Origin of the sequence: Shewanella sp. S1-49-MNA-CIBAN-0167, from assembly GCF_040310145.1 — a bacterium.
Lineage (GTDB): Bacteria > Pseudomonadota > Gammaproteobacteria > Enterobacterales > Shewanellaceae > Shewanella > Shewanella psychromarinicola.
Window position 1 is genome coordinate 1 of record NZ_JBEOPO010000002.1, and the last position, 17284, is coordinate 17284.

Below are 17284 nucleotides of genomic sequence, written 5' to 3' on the forward strand. Positions count from 1 at the left end.
AATACCTAACAGATTGTTAAATTTGGCAATCATTCACACGCCAATACATTCTTACTGAGCCAACTGCATAGGCATGTTAAATAATCAACTGAAGCGCCACCGATTTCATCAGGGTTCTTCATCGCTTTAGCACCAATGGTGACGGTAAGTTCATGCCACTCTTTTGCATAAGCCATAATAGGTTGAATAAACTCTGCCATCGCAGGGTTATCCATATTTTGTTGGCAGAATACAGTGACATCTTTAGAGAATGGCTTTAACACTTCGCCCTGGGTACCAATAATTTTACGCGCCAGTAAATCTAATGCTTGAATACCGGTTGTGCCTTCATATAAACAGCTAATTTTGGTGTCGCGCATTAACTGTTCCATGCCCCACTCTTTGATAAAGCCATGGCCACCAAGGATCTGCACTCCGTGGCTGGTACACTCAAAGCCTAATTCTGAAAGAAAAGCTTTTGCAATCGGTGTTAATAACGCGAGCTTTGTTTCGGCATCGGCTTTTACTGCTTCATCTTTTTCAGCATGACCGATATCAACCAGCTGGGCCAAATATGAAATTAACGCACGTCCACCTTCAGCGATAGACTTCTGAGTTAATAACATTCTGCGCACATCTGGGTGAACAATAATCGGATCAGCAGGACCATTAGGGTTTTTAACGCCACTGATAGAACGCATCTGTAGGCGGTCTTTTGCGTAAGCTAATGCACCTTGAAATGATGCTTCAGCAGCGGCAACGCCTTCACTGGCAACACCGATCCGAGCGGCATTCATAAAGGTGAACATGCATTTAAGGCCACGATTGGGTTCACCAATCAAATGTCCTTTAGCGCCATCAAAATTAATCACACAGGTGGCATTACCATTGATACCCATTTTGTGTTCAATTGAACCACAACTTACCCCATTTCTATCTAAAATAGTGCCGTCATCATTGACATTGAATTTAGGTACGATAAATAACGATATGCCTTTATTGCCTTCAGGCGCACCTGGTACACGGGCAATTACGATATGAACGATATTATCAGACAGATCATGCTCACCGGCTGAAATAAAGATTTTAGTCCCCGTTAACGAATAGCTGCCATCGTCATTGGGTTCTGCTTTTGTGCGTAACATGCCTAAATCTGTACCACAATGTGGTTCAGTTAAGCACATTGTTCCAGTCCATTTGCCTTCAACAAGCTTTGGCATAAATTGTTGTTTTTGCGATTCTGTGCCGTGAGCTTCAATTGTCGCTAATGCGCCATGACTTAATCCTGGATACATGGCAAAACTATGGTTGGCACTGGAAAATAGCTCAGCAATACTAATATTTAATGAATGAGGTAAGCCTTGACCACCAAATTCTTCAGACTGAGATAACGTCGGCCAGCCACCTTCAACATACTTAGCGTACGCTTCTTTAAATCCGTCGGGTGTCGTCACTACACCATCATTCCACGTACACCCTTGTTGATCGCCGATTTGATTTAAAGGAGCAACGACCTGTTCTGTCAATTTTGCAGCTTCAGCGATTATCGCATCAACCATATCAAGGCTGGCATCTTGGTAACCCAAATGTTGATAGTGGGTCTCACATTCTAGTAGCTCTTGCATAACAAATTTAACATCACGAATAGGGGCTTTGTAATCAGGCATTGTGGCTCTCCAAAAAAATTTCTAAGAGTAAAAAAGGTTAACAGTCTATTTGTTGTATTTGTTCAAACACACAATATTTACTAGCTACAATGTTATGTGAACTGAAAGTATTATCCAAATGCATAATAATTATATGTATACATTCGTTTGAATCATACACTCGTTTGAATGGTTATTTATAAAGCATTATTAACCCGATGTCGATGCTTACCTTTTACATTAGCCAAGCCTAATGCGAAAAAGATAAATAAGGGAATGTGGTTATGACGCTAAAACAGTAATTATCACTGCATTATTCTTTATATGAATAGTTGCTTATTAAAACAATTGATTGGTTTAATTTTAAAACACCCCCTAGCATGATTTGGCGGTTAATTGTTCACTATAAGTGGTCGTTTTTATTTTCAGGAAAGATTTTCAAGATTGAAAATTAAATACTGATGATCCCCCTTGCTGTTATTGAATCACGCTGATTTTACAAAACTGTCAATTTACAGGTTAACAATAACAATGCTTAAGCATCATACATATTTAATGTAAATCAATGTATTGGCTAGATTATTTGATAACAATTAGTATTTATCTGGGGAAATAAATGAATAATAATAACTCAAAAATATTTAAACATTCTTTACTCGCATTTGCCGTTATGGGCGTGCTGGGTTCAACTGCTTACGCTGAAGAAGAAAAATCAACTAACGAAACATATGATGGCAGTATTGAAAGAATCGTTGTAACCGCGTCTAAACGCGCAAAAGGATTACAGGAATCTCCTGTGGCCATTACTGTGGTGAGTAGTAAAGCGATAGAACAAGCCAAAGTAATGGATATCACTGATTTACAAACTCTTGTACCTACTTTACGTGTGACACCGCTACAACGTTCTACTAACACTAACTTTGCTATCCGTGGTTTTGGTAATGGCACCAACAATACCGGTATTGAACCTTCCGTTGGCGTATTTATCGACGGAGTTTATCGCTCCCGCGCGGCATCTCAGATAGGTGATTTACCAAGACTGCAACAAATTGAAGTATTAAGTGGTCCACAAAGTACCTTGTTCGGTAAAAATGCTTCCGCAGGGGTTATCAGTGTCACGACCAGAGAGCCTTCATATGAGCAAGAAGGTAAGATTGAAGTCGGTGTTGGAAATTATAATCAACAAGAGATAAAAGGTTATTACACCAATGGCATAACCGATAATTTAGCGTTCAGTTTTTCTGGCGGAGTTAACACCCGAGATGGCTATACCGAAAGTGTGGTTGGATTAAATGACGTCAATGATCGTGACCGTTGGAATGTTCGAGGCCAAGCACTGTATCAACCAACAGAAGACATTAAATTTCGCTTTATTGCCGACTATAGCAAAATTCAAGAAGCGTGTTGTTCTGTAGAAGACGCCATAAACGGGCCTACAACTGCCGCGGTTCGTGCCTTAGGTGGGATTGTTATTGATGAAAATGATTCATTTTCTTATCAATCGGCACTCAACTCTGATCCAGATAATAATGTTAAAGATGGCGGCGTATCCTTGCAAATAGACATTGATTTTGATGGATACTCATTCACTTCTATCAGTGCGCTGCGTAAAAATGATTCTGATTTTATCAATGACGTAGATTACACCTCTTTAGATATTTTAAATGAAGGTGGTTATACAGATATTAAAACCATAACCCAAGAGTTTCGCTTAACGTCTACCGGTGAGCGTGATTTAGAATGGATGTTTGGCGCCTATGTTTTCAATGAAGAAGTCATCACGGGTGATACTTTATATTATGGAAATGATATTAGAAATTACTTCGATGTCCTTATGGCCGCGGGCGGCGCCCCCGGGTTATTAGGAGGTGTAGAAGGTGTTTATGGTCTTGAACCCGGTACCTTTTTCTCCAATGATTCAGCAGTAAGCTCAGAATTTGATCAACAAAATGATGCTTACTCGCTTTTTGCTAGCTTTGATTATCATATTACTGACGACTTCACTGCGATTTTTGGTGTCAGTTATACTAACGATAAGAAAGACGTCACCATTTCACAAAACCATACCGATGTGCTTTCTGCCCTTGATTTAGACACGGTACCCACATTATTTGGCGTGCCTATTGGTAGCATTCCACAGCTTGCCCCCGCAGTACCTGTTATCAAGAGCTTGCAGTTTTTACCGCCAATGCTGGGGTTGCCTAATGCGGTAGAGAACCATGAATCAGATGATAGCAAAACAACCTGGTCACTGCGCTTAGCCTACGAAATTAATGACAATATCAATGTATTTGCCACAGCAGCAACGGGGTTTAAAGCAACATCTTGGAATTTATCGCGTTATTCAAGCCCTTTTGCCTCGGATAAAGAGGCATTAGAAAGTGCGGGCTTAGCATTGCCAAATCAGGTTTATGGTGGACGCTATGCATCACCCGAAGAAGCGATGGTGTATGAAATTGGTATTAAAACCCAATTTGAAAATGGATCATTTAGCGCCACCTTGTTTGATCAAACTATTGAAGGGTTTCAATCATCTATCTTCATTGGCACCGGTTATGTACTGGCCAATGCCGGTCAACAAAGTACCCAAGGTCTTGAGTTCGACTCTATCTACAATTTAACTCAAGATTGGTCGTTTACCTTAGCCGGTACCTTCCTTGATCCTGTTTATGATTCATTTGAAGGGGCATCTGGCCTTGATGGTCCTGTCGATTTATCGGGCGAGAAACCGGCCGGTATTCATGAAGTCAGCATCACCGCCGGTATTGTTTATAACTTTGAAGTATTTAACGGCGCAGATGGCTATGTTCGTACCGATTATATTTACGAAAGTGATGTCAAATTAGCCGAAAACACCCCAGAGTCATTAACGCGTGAAGTGAATAGCTTCAATGCGAGTGCAGGATTAGCATTTGATAATGGCGTCAATCTACAACTTTGGGTACGTAACTTAACCAATGATGAGTACCTACTGTCGGCTTTCCCACCACCGATCCAAGCAGGTAGTTTCAATGGTTATCCGAACCAACCGCGTACATTTGGTGCAAACATTTCGTACCAGTTTTAACTAACTAAAGAGTTTGTAGTGACGGTAACTAACACTTATTTTCACTACAGACTGTCGCTAAAGGTTGTCGCTATAAACTTTATTTTCAGCAGCGTTTACAACCAATAACTGATTTATATTGCGATTGAAGATATAAATTTAATCTCAGAGCCGAATTCACATAATAAGAGTTTTCAATATGACTATAGAATCAATATTACAAAACCGTGCTTCAGTGCGAGCATTTCTTGATAAACCCGTACCAAACGAAACCTTAAAGCACATTTTCTCCAGTGCACAACTCTCCCCTTCAAATTGCAATGTACAACCTTGGCAAACTTGTGTGGTGTCTGGGGCAACCAAAGATAAATTGAAACTACAGTTCATGGAAACCCTCATGAGTGGCGCATCACCAAATCCAGATTTCAATTGGTTACCTCAATATCAAGGCGTTCATCGTGAGCGCCAATTTGGCTCAGCTAATGCGTTATACAGCGCAATAGGCGTGGCACGAGAAGACAAAAAAGCCCGACAAATGGCGATGATACGTAACTGGCAATTTTTTGATGCGCCACATGCGGTATTTTTCACTATGGATAAATACCTAGACATTATGGGCGCAGTCGATTTAGGCATTTATGCCCAAACACTGTCACTACTCATGGCAGAACATGGACTTTCAAATTGCATGCAAGGCGCACTTGGGCAATTCCCCGATCCAGTAAGACAAATATTAAACCTGCCAGATGATCGCGGAATTTTATTTGGTATGTCGTTTGGTTATGCCGATGAAAACGAGGCAGTAAATAGCACCAAAACCGATCGTGAACCGATAGATAATGCTGTAGCATTTTTTGATTAATCGATCACTAGAAACATAAAATAATAAGATTGAATATGGCAATAGCGCATAAATATACCTTAGTGGATGACGTCAAAATTCATTATGTTGAATCTGCTTATAAATCAGATGAAAAATCACTATCGACCATCGTTTTTCTACATGGTTTCCCTGAGTATTGGGGCGCATGGCATAAGCAATTAGACTATTTCTCAACCCATTATCGTGTTGTTGCGCCTGACTTACCCGGATATAACTTAAGTGATAAACCGACTGAGATTAGCTTTTATGCTGTGCCCAATTTGATTGCGTTTATGGCTAAATTTATTGCTGCTATTAGCCCTTGCCAATCCGTCATCCTCGTTGCCCATGATTGGGGCGGCGCTATCGCTTGGCCATTAGCGGCTTTTCATCCGCAGTTAATCAGCAAACTGATTATTCTCAATGCGGCGCATCCAAGTACCTTTACTCGGGAGATGATTAATAACCCTATTCAACGTCAAAAAAGTGCTTATATTCATCAGTTAATTAGTGTTTCTGGAGAATCACTGTTATCAAACAATGACTATCGCTACCTGATTGAGAAGATCATGGTCAGTTCAAAAGCCGATGTATTTACCGATGAACGACGAGCACAATATCGTCAAGTGTGGCGTCAACAAGGTGCCATAAATGGCATGTTGCAATACTATCGTGCCATGCCGCAATTAGCGTCTAGTCATTCAGACAATGGCAGCCCACAAGCGTTCGATGATAAATACTTAGTCAAATCGAATCAGGTAAAGAATACCTCCGACATAAAAATACCCAACATTCGAATTAATCACCCCACACTGGTGTTATGGGGAGAACAAGACCTAGCGTTCGTCAATGAGAACCTCGATAACATTACCCATTACGTGCCCAATTGCAGCCTGATCCGTTTCCCAAACACTAGCCACTGGCTACAACATGAACGACCCGATGAAGTGAATAGCGCCATCGACGCATTTATTAATCAACCACTGCTCAGTAACCAATAACCAATAACCAATAACCAATGTTCAGTATCCAATAAAGAAACATTAATCAGTAATCAATCAAAAACAATAACTAAAAAGGTTCTTTATGACGACATCTCAGGCTCCGCTCAACCAAGCACTTGTATTTGAAGTCGCTAAAAATAATTTACACAAAACTCGGTTTGTGGCACTCAACATAGAGCAGCCACTGGCAGAAAATGAAGTATTACTTCGCGTCGATAAGTTTGCCCTAACGGCAAATAATATCAGCTATGGCATTACCGGAGAGTCACTTGGCTATTGGCTATTCTTCCCTTCTGACAATGATCCACATCAATGGGGACGACTCCCGGTTATGGGATATGCAGATGTAGTATCGTCAAATAACGAGCATATAAAAGTAGGAGAAAGAGTGTGGGGCTTTATGCCTATGGCTACCCACCTAAAAATAACGGCCGGTAACATCTCTAAAGCGGGATTTTCAGATGTCAGTCCTTGCCGTGAAGGTTTATCACCTGTTTATTGCAGATTTGATCGCGTTAGTGAAAATCCCTTTTACCAACAAAAAAATGAAGACTATGACATCTTGTTGCGAGGGTTATTTACTACCTCTTGGCTGGTTGACGACTTCATGTTTGATAATCAATACTTTGGGGCTCAGCAATACCTGATCACCAGCGCCTCAAGTAAAACCAGTATCGCCCTCGCCTTTACGATTAAGCAACGAGGTGAGCGTCCTGCCATTGGTATAACGTCAACCGCTAACCGACACTTCGTCGAGTCCTTAGGCTGTTATACCAAGGTGATTAGTTACGAGGAAATAACCACCCTAGACCCCAATGTTAGTTCGATTTTGGTTGATATGGCTGGAGGTAAAACAACCTTATCAAGTATTCATCATCATTTTGCCAAGCAACTGTGTTACTCCTGCCGAATTGGCGCGACGCAACATGGCGATATTGATGTTAATGACACCATGAGTATCAACCACTTACCCGGTGCAACCCCGACGTTCTTTTTTGCCCCGACACAATTGAAAAAACGCAGTCTAGATTGGGGCGCAGGCGAAACAATGAAGCAAATGAGCGTGTCATTACTCCACTATATCGAGTTTTGTCGTTCAAGCATCACTATTGCCCATACCCATGATATTGACCACCTTAACGAGATTTACCAAGATGTATTGGCGGGGACTGCTGACGCGTCAGTGGGCCAAATCATCTCGTTGAACAAGTAGGCTCTACTGACCCTTGGAGATGAATTTTCCTCCAAAAGATAAACAGCCCCTTGATCCGCAATGGACTAAAAATGGACTTTATTGACCCAATAAACGGTTTTCTCTACATGAGGTTATTATGGATAATATTGAATTAGTGACATTTGTAAATACACAAGTCATCCCGGTGTGCATCTTTTTAATTATGATGGGCATGGGGTTATCGCTAGTCGTTGATGATTTTAAGCGCATTGTAAAATACCCAAAAGCCGTTGCGATTGGCTTAACCAATCAATTATTGCTATTGCCCATTATTGGGTTTGTATTGGCCAATATAATGCCATTAGAACCTGAATATGCTGTCGGGGTGATGTTGTTGGTACTGTGCCCTGGCGGCACGACGTCCAACATGTTTTCTCATTTGGCAAAAGCGGATGTTGCGCTTTCGGTCACCATGACCGCTGTGGCCAGTTTAATCACAGTATTTAGCATACCGATTGTGCTTAATTACTCCTTGGTTCACTTTATGGGACAAGGCAGTGAATTTCAGTTACCGATAATTCCAACCATGATAAGCCTAATGAAGTTAACCATAGTGCCTATCGCTATTGGTATGTTAATTAGACGATTTGCGCCTAAAATAGCGAAAAGCACCCAAGTTCATGTGTCACGATTTGGGATATTATTTCTAACCTTATTAATAATATTTTTGACTTATATTCAACAAGATATTGTTATTCCCGCCCTTATTGCCGCTGGGCCAGTTTCAGTAATATTAAATATTTCGACCATGTTACTTGGCTATTACTCAAGTAAATGGTTTGGATTAAACTTCGCTCAAAGAACATCGATTACCATTGAGGTAGGGCTGCAAAATAGTACCTTATCGATGTTTATGGCATTAACGCTACTCGCTAATTATAAGATGTCTTTTACGCCGGCTATTTACACCTTAACCATGTTGTTTACCGCAGGTATTTTAGTTGCTATGTTGAACTCAAAATATGTAAAAACGAGACGCTCAAAAGCGAATAATAACAACGAAACAATAACGAATTCTTAGGTGGAAAATGCAATTAATCAAGGTAGAAATTGAAAATAACATCCATGTTATTAGCTTAAATAATGGCAAGGTAAACGCGATATCACCTGAGGTCATTGTGCAAATCAATACCGCCCTAGACCTCGCTGAGCAACAAGGCGCTGTGGTGATATTAACCGGTCAAGCTGGAATATTCTCTGGTGGTTTTGATCTAAAAACCATGAAGCAAAGCTCTGAAGCGGCTATTGCACTTGTTACCGCAGGCTCAACATTAGCCCGCAGAATGCTGGCATTCCCAACGCCCATTATTGGCGCATGTACAGGCCATGCCATTGCAAAAGGCGCGTTTTTATTACTGAGTTGTGATTATCGTATTGGTTGTGCAGGTGACTTTAAAATCGGCTTAAATGAAGTCGCTATTGGCATGACAATGCACCAAGCTGGGATTGAGATTGCCCGTAATCGTATCCCGCAACATTACTTAACACGGGCAGTAATTAATGCCGAACTATTCAGCCCTGAATCAGCAGTCCTTGGCGGTTTTCTTGATCAGGTCGTTGAACCAGAACAACTGATGAGTACAGCACAAGCCGTGGCTGAACACATGCAAACTCTCAATATGAAAGCTCATCATGGCACCAAGCTAAAAGAGCGCGATTCAATACTCGCATTACTCGATGCCGCCATAAAACGTGATACACAAATTACGCTGAATTTATAAGGATATAACCATGACATCGCAAAAAAGCTATAAAACATTTACCGTCGAGATTACCAATAAAGTAGCCCATATTATTTTTAACCGACCCGATGCATTGAATTCAATGAATGTCGATTTTTGGCATGAGTTTCCAAGTGTAATTCACGATATTAATAATCAATCGGCTGCGCGTGCCATTGTTATCTCATCAAAGGGTAAACATTTTTGCTCGGGGATGGACTTAGCCGTGTTCAGTGAAAATAAGTCTGATACGAATATTGAGTTAGGCCGTAAACAAGACCAACTACGTCGCTTAGTATTGAAGTTACAAGACTGTTTTACCGTACTAGAAACCGCTCGAATGCCAGTTTTAATGGCGATTCAAGGTGGCTGTATTGGTGGCGCGGTGGATATGGTCAGCGCTGCCGATTGTCGATATTGCACTAGCGATGCTTTTTTTAGTATTGAAGAAACCAAACTCGGCATGACTGCAGACGTGGGTACGTTACAGCGTTTACCAAAATTAATTTCTATGGGGTTAGTCAAAGAGTTAGCCTACACAGGCCGAAGAATGCCCGCTGCAGAAGCTAAACAAGCGGGTTTAGTTAATCATGTGTATGACGATCAACAATCTATGATCACCGCAGTATTAGCCATTGCGGCAGAAATTGCTGCGCGCTCACCATTAGCCGTTACTGGCTGTAAAGAGATGATCAACTATGCACGCGATCATAGCGTATCTGATAGCTTAAATTATATGTCAGTCTGGCAAAGCGGCATGTTCCAGCCACAAAACGATATGATGGAAATATTCAAAGCTAAAGCGCAAAATCGTGCACCTGAATTTGAAGAATTAACCCAAATAGATACTACAAAAATATTCTAATCATTCTGGATTTATAGGGTTATTTGTTATTAATGCTTATTTGATTGAATTTATTTGAATCAACTTCTGTTAACAAGTAGCCCTAAAACCATTTAGAGACATTATGACAAAACCTTTGATTAACCTCGTCCATGCCAACGGCTTCCCCGCCGGAAGCTATCGGACATTTTTAGCTGAATTTGATCCAAACTACAACACTATCGCACTTGATCAGTTCGGTCATAATGACATGTACCCGATACACAGTAACTGGCAGCACTTAGTTACTGAGTTAGTAGAATTCATTAAGAAACAAGATGATAAAGTAATATGTGTTGGCCATTCTTTTGGGGGGGTCATTTCATTTATTGCTGCTTGCCAACATCCAGAACTCTTTCGGGGCTTAGTGATGCTAGACCCGCCAGTGGTCACAGGTGCGTTCTCACATTTACTCAGTTTTATTAAACGCACACCCTACATAGATAAACTATCACCCGCGGGTAAAGCCAAAACTCGCCAGCAACAATGGCCAGAAAAAACCAACTTGGTTGATTATTTTTCACAGAAGACTTTGTTCAAAAATTTCGATCCGCGCTGCTTGCAAGATTATGCTCACTCTGGGTTTATTCATCGCAACCAACGTGTCGAGTTAACCTTCTCTCCTACGGTTGAAGCCGATATTTTTAGGCACTTACCTACCAATTTAGCTCAATATAAAAACAAGCTTAAGGTGCCCGCTAAACTGATTTATGGTCAAAATACTAACATTTTCCCCATTAAACATTTTATCCGCTTTGCCAAATTAAACGACATCGACATAATGATGATGCCAAAAGGCGGCCACATGTTCCCACTAGAACAGCCAGAAAATACCGCTGCTATGGTGAAGGAGCTAATTAAAGATTGGTAAGCTTACATTTAGGACGCTGCGCGACTAGATGCTAGGAACTCGCAAGTTCGCCAGAGGGCGAAGCTTCGATCCTTCTAGGTGCAAGGTTTTAGGATCTAGGTTTTAGGATCTAGGTTTTAGTCCTAGGATCTAGAAGCGTAGCGTCCTCGAAGACCGCAGGTCGTCCCAGTAGCCGCAGGCGCTCTATTACTAGACCCTAGCAAGACAGAGTCCGCCCTAGCAGCGAAGCGACCCTAGACAGCTCTATCCGTGAGCGCAGCGTTCGCTTGTTATCGTTTCTGAAGCTGTCCCTAGCAGCCATAAGCGCCCGATTCTTAGGGCCTTGCACTTTGTCACTTCTCGACATGTTAGATCCTGCATGTCAAGAGCGTTTGGGTATACATGGCGATGGTTGTTGAGACTATGATAAAAAGTACTAATATATACGCTACTACGTAAACAATGCTAATCAAAAGAGGCCCTATTCATGATTAAGCCAATTGCTTTGTTATCTCTCCTAACCTTGGGGTTCGGTGTCTCTTATCCGTCAATGGCATTACCTTTAGATAAAATTGAATTACCGCAAGGTTTTACTATTGATGTATATGCCGAAAACATTGAGAATGCCCGCCAGATGGCCCTTGGTGACAATGGAACTGTATTTGTCGGCAGTCGTAAAGCGGGTAATGTTTATGCCCTTATTGACAGCAATAATGATTTTAAAGCGGACAAAAAAATCATTGTTGCGACCGATCTATTTATGCCATCAGGACTGGCATACCATCAAGGCAGTTTATATGTCGCTGATGTTGATAAAATCTGGCGTTACCCTAATATTGAAAAGTCTTTGCCTACTATCCCTAAACCAGAATTGGTGTACAACAAGCTTCCCAATAAAGCCCATCATGGTTGGAAATTCATCACCTTTGGGCCTGATGGAAAACTGTATATCCCAGTAGGAGCCCCTTGCAATGTCTGTGAAAGTGAACTGCCTTTTGCCAGCATTCTCAAATTAGACCTAGACACTAAACAAACCACCATAGTTGCTAAAGGCGTACGTAATAGCGTTGGATTTGATTTTCATCCGCAAACCGGTGAATTGTGGTTTACCGATAATGGCCGCGACATGATGGGTGATGACTTACCTGATGATGAGCTTAATCGTGTGAGCCAAACGGGCCAACACTTTGGTTTTCCTTATATACACAATAGCAAGATTGCAGACCCTGATTTTACTGATCCACAAATAGCTAAACTCAATACCCCTCCAGTATTAACCCTTGGCGCTCATGTTGCCGCACTAGGGATGGAGTTCTATCAAGGGAATCAATTTCCAGCAGCGTTTCACCATTCCATCTTAATTGCCCAGCATGGGTCTTGGAATCGAAGCAGTAAAGTGGGTTACCGTATCATGCAAGTTGAACTTCAAGATAACACGGTTATCGGCTATAAGCCTTTTGCAACAGGGTGGCTTGATGGCGAACAAAGCTGGGGACGTCCAGTAGATGTCATGACATTAGCCGATGGCTCACTACTGGTCTCTGACGATTTTGCTAACGCTATATATCGTATCAGTTACACAAAACCGTAAAATTTTAATTTAAAGTTTAATCCATAAAGTAAGCCAGTCTGATATGGGTTAGGCTTTAATTAAATCTAACTTAGCAGATGAATTAATAGTCAAGTCATGAATATTTGAGAGAATACCGTCCATGGCCGCTTGCTGGTGTCTGACCCATAGGGCTTTGGGAAATGTCATTATCATGTATGATACATCACTGTCTTTACCGCCACTGAATGAGTGAATTCTTATATATATTAGAGTGATGCTCGAGCCCTCATGGACGAGTTTACTGCGTGTCAATGAGTAAATGGCGATGAGGCTTGAAACGATTTATAGAGAACGACAGGGCCTCACATCAATCCTGCTGTATGCTTTATAACTTCCCCGCTTAACGGTACTACTTTCTTAACTGAATTTGCTCAGCAATAAGCTTGGCCCATGCAGTATAAATCTGTGGGCCTGGGTGGAAACCATCTGTGGCCATCACTTGACGCATAAAATCGACCATACTGCTGTCTTGCTGTGGGTTTTCTAATGGTAAATTAATCAATGTAAAACGAGTTTGTGCTTTGGATTGCTTATCGATTTGTTGCTGATCAAGTGCTTGTTGATCAAGCATAAGCAACAGTTGCTGCAATTTATGATTAAAGTGCTTGGCTCGTTGGCCTAGGCTCCAGCGCAGTGGATTTGGCAAAGCCGGAAATGACCCGAGTGGCGGTATGGCAGTCACCAAGATGAGTTTTGGGGTATATCGCTCAGTGATAAGTGTCAATAACTGGGCTTGTTGCTGCAGCCACTTATCGCAGCTCAGGGATGAAGTGATATCGTTGACCCCAAGTGAGGTAATGATGATATCAAAATGCCCTTGACCTAGTATGGGATGTGAACAATTGATGTGATCATTTAACGACTCAAGCGTAGTCGAAGTGGTCGCGCCAGTTTTGGCAAAAAGACCGTATTTTAGATGACCATGTGGACGTAAATAATGGACCACCTGCCCCAGCAACGCCTGATCCTGATTAGCGACCCCCACACCTGCTGCGGCTGAATCTCCTAATATAAGCACACTCAACTCAGGATTGGTGCCTGTTTGCCCTAAGCGTTCGCCCTCAGGCTCAGCAAGTTTTGGGGTGGTGCGACGAACGTTTAGCCCTTGCAGCAGTAAAACGGGGGCCAGCATGATAGATATTCCCTGATGTAGCATGTGAACTCCCTGTGACTCTGGGTCCGCGACTAATAGCCTAGTTAACCTAAAAAAGTTAATACCAAAGCCATAAAGCAAACCAATACCCATTAATAATGATATTTTTAGTTTTAGTATGGAGCAACTGAAACCGCGGAAACTTAACGATTATCTGCAATAAATTGAACCACGACTTCAGCTAGCGCTTCGCCTTTGTCTTCTTGTAAAAAGTGACCAGCACTGACAATAGTGGTGTGTTTTTGCCCTTTTGTGCCTGGTATCAATTTTTGCATTAGTTTGTCTCCGCCTGCAGTGATCGGATCTGAATCACTGAACGCAGTCAAAAAGGGCTTTTGCCATTGCGACAAGACCTTCCATGCTGAACGATTTTTTTCGGCGGCAGGATCATCCGGTGTGGTTGGCACTAACAACGGAAACTGACGCGCGCCCTCTTTATATTTTTCTTGTGGAAATGGTGCATCGTAAGCGGCAATGACATCAGCTGACAAGGTCGACACACAAGCACTATTAATCAAGTTGCCAGTTGGAAAAAGTTCAACATCTTGTGAGAACGTTTGCCATTGTTTAAAAGCTTCACCTGGCTCATGGTCACCTGTTGGTAACATGGTATTGGCTGCAACAATGCCTCTATAACGCTGGGTATCTTCTGCGGCTAAACGTAAACCAATTAACCCACCCCAGTCTTGGCACACCAGCATTATGTTGGTTAGTTTGAGTTGTAACACCAATGACGTCATCCAATCAACATGGCGTTGATAAGTATAGTCGCTTCGTTTGCTGGGTTTATCTGAACGTCCGAAGCCAACCAGATCGGGCGCAATAACGCGATGACCGGCTTGCACAAGAATGGGGATCATCTTACGGTACAAAAAGCTCCATGTTGGCTCACCGTGTAGTAATAATATCGGTTCTGCATCTCTGGGGCCTTCATCCAGATAATGAACCCGTAATTGGCCGCCTTCACTATCGTCAACCATTAAGTAATGAGCGGCAAAGTTGTAGTCCGGTAGATTGGCAAAACAACCATCATCGGTGCGTAAACATTCCATATTGATTCCCTTCCAGTTCGTCTATAAATAACCACTCATCGATTTAACTAATCTCAACTCGGGTTGAGCGGTGAGATCAATAAGCCAAAATTAGAATATTTGACCTCTTTATTATCCCGAGCTGAGGCTAACTAAGCTCTTTAATCGCACGCCCGATACCATCAACCGTTAATGGGTACATTTTATGGTCAACTAGCTGTTGAATAATGGAGATTGAATGATGAATTGGCCAGTGGTTTTCAGGTTGCGGATTTAACCAAGCGACCTTACTAAAATGACTTAACAACTGATTCATATACTCGACACCGGGTTTTTCATTCCAATGCTCAACACAGCCGCCTTTGGCGATAATTTCGTACGGTCCCATGGTCGCATCGCCAACAAAAATGACTTTATAATCGGCAGAAAAGGTTCTGATGATCTCTTCAAGATCAATGGTTTTATCAAACCGTCTGCTATTATCCTGCCAAACCTGGTCGTATACACAATTATGAAAATAGAAAAACTTTAAATGCTTAAACTCACTATGTGCAGCGGAGAATAACTCTTCACAGGTATGAATATAATCATCCATTGAGCCGCCAATATCGAAAAACATCAGTACTTTAACGGCGTTATGACGTTCTGGCTCCATATGCACATCTAACATGCCACCATTCTTGGCGGTTGAGTTAATAGTGGTATTAATATCAAGCTGTTCACTGGCACCGGTACGGGCAAATTTTCTGAGTTTTTTAAGGGCTAATTTGATATTGCGAGTGCCTAACTCACGGTCTTGGTCGAAATTTTTAAATTCTCGCTTATCCCACACTTTCACCGCACTGTTATTACGGTTTTTGTCTTGGCCGACTCGGATCCCTTCAGGATTATAGCCATAGGCACCAAACGGTGATGTGCCGCCAGTACCGACCCATTTATTGCCGCCGGCATGTCGTTTCTTCTGTTCTTCTAAACGCTCTTTTAACGCTTTCATCAATTGATCAAGTCCGCCTAATGACGTTAGTTGGTCTTTTTCTTCTTGAGAGAGGTGTTTTTCGAATTCTTTTCTAAGCCAATCTTCCGGCACAATGTGATCGAACACATCAATATTTTCTATCCCTTTAAAGTACTCAGCAAATGCGTTGTCGTACTTGTCATAGTGAATTTCATCTTTAACCATGACAATTTTGGCAAGGTTATAAAAGTCTTCTACATTGGCAAAAATCACCCCTTTTTTTAATACCGCGATAAGATCTAATAGCTCTCGTAAGCTACAAGGGACTTTATGCTTTTTTAGGGTGAGAAAAAAATCAATAAACACTGTGATATCACCTGTTTCTGCGGCTCATAAAGGCCAATTTTTCAATCAATGAAACGTCTTGTTCATTTTTTAACAGTGCGCCAAACAAAGGAATGATATCTGACCTTTTATCGAGTAATGTATCTTGCGATATGTCATCGGATATCAATAGTTTTAACCAATCAATTAACTCTGATGTTGACGGTTTTTTCTTGATGCCACTGACTTCGCGTAAATCAAAAAACACCTCTAATGCTTGTTTTAACAATGCTTGTTTAACATCAGGATGATGCACATCGATAATTTTTTCCATTTCAGCTTTAGTCGGAAACTTGATGTAATGGAAAAAACAGCGCCTTAAGAAAGCATCGGGTAATTCTTTTTCATTATTTGAGGTGATGATGATAATTGGTCGCTGTTTTGCTTTAATCACTTGTTGGGTTTCATAAACATAAAACTCCATCTTATCAAGCTCTTGCAATAAATCATTCGGAAATTCGATGTCCGCTTTATCGATTTCATCAATCAACAATATGGGTCTTTGCTCTTCTTCAAACGCCTGCCATAACTTGCCTTTAACGATATAGTTGCCAATATCATGAACCCGTGCATCACCTAACTGACTGTCGCGTAACCGAGATACTGCATCATATTCATAGAGGCCTTGTTGCGCTTTAGTGGTCGATTTAATATGCCATTGATACAATTTACAATTGAGTGAACTGGCTAGTTCTTCGGCTAACTGGGTTTTACCGGTACCGGGCTCGCCCTTAATTAATAACGGTTTTTCTAATGAGATCGCCGCATTTACCGCCAAGCTAAGTTCGTTTGATGCAATATAATTTTGTGTACTTTTAAACATGGTCTTACCTTTTTATTCATGTCGCTTTGTCGCTATTAATTAGCACCAGCCTCAAAGCTATTTGTTTGTGTTAATCGTCGGTAATTGAAAATGAATAGATT

14 protein-coding genes are annotated in these 17284 nt (G+C 41.5%); 9 read left to right on the forward strand and 5 right to left on the reverse strand.

Going from position 1 to position 17284, the window contains the following annotated elements:
• Positions 1–29: 29 nt before the first annotated feature.
• Positions 30–1646: an acyl-CoA dehydrogenase family protein gene (locus AAEZ00_RS01130; protein ID WP_351088075.1), complete on the reverse strand. Its 1617-nt coding sequence runs from the start codon at positions 1644–1646 to the stop codon at positions 30–32.
• Between the two features lie 595 nt (positions 1647–2241).
• Between AAEZ00_RS01130 and AAEZ00_RS01135 the strand changes: the two genes are divergently transcribed.
• The 9 genes from AAEZ00_RS01135 (at position 2242) to AAEZ00_RS01175 (ending at position 12816) form a co-directional block, all read left to right on the forward strand.
• The gene (locus AAEZ00_RS01135) at positions 2242–4692 is read left to right on the forward strand and encodes a TonB-dependent receptor (protein WP_124013153.1); all 2451 of its coding nucleotides are present in this window, start codon (positions 2242–2244) and stop codon (positions 4690–4692) included.
• Between the two features lie 178 nt (positions 4693–4870).
• Entirely contained in the window at positions 4871–5533 is a 663-nt protein-coding gene (locus AAEZ00_RS01140; RefSeq protein WP_101031378.1) for a nitroreductase, read from the forward strand.
• Between the two features lie 35 nt (positions 5534–5568).
• Positions 5569–6534, forward strand: coding sequence for an alpha/beta fold hydrolase (locus AAEZ00_RS01145; RefSeq protein WP_351088078.1), 966 nt, complete (start codon positions 5569–5571; stop codon positions 6532–6534).
• An 85-nt stretch (positions 6535–6619) separates the two neighbouring features.
• Positions 6620–7750, forward strand: coding sequence for a DUF2855 family protein (locus AAEZ00_RS01150; RefSeq protein ID WP_124013150.1), 1131 nt, complete (start codon positions 6620–6622; stop codon positions 7748–7750).
• 118 nt (positions 7751–7868) lie between these two features.
• The gene (locus AAEZ00_RS01155) at positions 7869–8792 is read left to right on the forward strand and encodes a bile acid:sodium symporter family protein (RefSeq protein ID WP_101031372.1); all 924 of its coding nucleotides are present in this window, start codon (positions 7869–7871) and stop codon (positions 8790–8792) included.
• Positions 8793–8799: 7 nt separating this feature from the next.
• Positions 8800–9492 (forward strand): crotonase/enoyl-CoA hydratase family protein, encoded by a 693-nt coding sequence (locus AAEZ00_RS01160; protein WP_124013149.1) that lies wholly within the window; start codon positions 8800–8802, stop codon positions 9490–9492.
• Positions 9493–9502: 10 nt separating this feature from the next.
• Positions 9503–10357 carry a crotonase/enoyl-CoA hydratase family protein gene (locus AAEZ00_RS01165; protein WP_124013148.1) on the forward strand — a complete coding sequence of 285 codons (855 nt, stop codon included), beginning with the start codon at positions 9503–9505 and terminating at the stop codon, positions 10355–10357.
• 103 nt (positions 10358–10460) lie between these two features.
• Positions 10461–11246, forward strand: a complete 786-nt coding sequence (locus AAEZ00_RS01170) for an alpha/beta fold hydrolase (RefSeq protein ID WP_124013147.1) — start codon at positions 10461–10463, stop codon at positions 11244–11246.
• Between the two features lie 466 nt (positions 11247–11712).
• On the forward strand, positions 11713–12816 hold the full coding sequence (locus tag AAEZ00_RS01175; RefSeq protein ID WP_124013146.1) for a PQQ-dependent sugar dehydrogenase: 1104 nt from the start codon (positions 11713–11715) through the stop codon (positions 12814–12816).
• Between the two features lie 370 nt (positions 12817–13186).
• Here AAEZ00_RS01175 and AAEZ00_RS01180 read toward each other — a convergent pair whose 3' ends face one another.
• The 4 genes from AAEZ00_RS01180 to AAEZ00_RS01195 all read right to left on the reverse strand — a co-directional run bounded on the left by AAEZ00_RS01180 (position 13187) and on the right by AAEZ00_RS01195 (position 17183).
• Positions 13187–13969 carry an SGNH/GDSL hydrolase family protein gene (locus AAEZ00_RS01180; RefSeq protein WP_351074913.1) on the reverse strand — a complete coding sequence of 261 codons (783 nt, stop codon included), beginning with the start codon at positions 13967–13969 and terminating at the stop codon, positions 13187–13189.
• A gap of 164 nt (positions 13970–14133) precedes the next feature.
• Positions 14134–15042: a haloalkane dehalogenase gene (locus AAEZ00_RS01185; protein WP_101031357.1), complete on the reverse strand. Its 909-nt coding sequence runs from the start codon at positions 15040–15042 to the stop codon at positions 14134–14136.
• Between the two features lie 127 nt (positions 15043–15169).
• Complete coding sequence (locus AAEZ00_RS01190; protein ID WP_351088080.1) at positions 15170–16342, reverse strand: vWA domain-containing protein; 1173 nt, start codon at positions 16340–16342, stop codon at positions 15170–15172.
• A gap of 7 nt (positions 16343–16349) precedes the next feature.
• Positions 16350–17183 carry an AAA family ATPase gene (locus AAEZ00_RS01195; protein WP_351088082.1) on the reverse strand — a complete coding sequence of 278 codons (834 nt, stop codon included), beginning with the start codon at positions 17181–17183 and terminating at the stop codon, positions 16350–16352.
• Between the last annotated feature and the right edge of the window lie 101 nt (positions 17184–17284).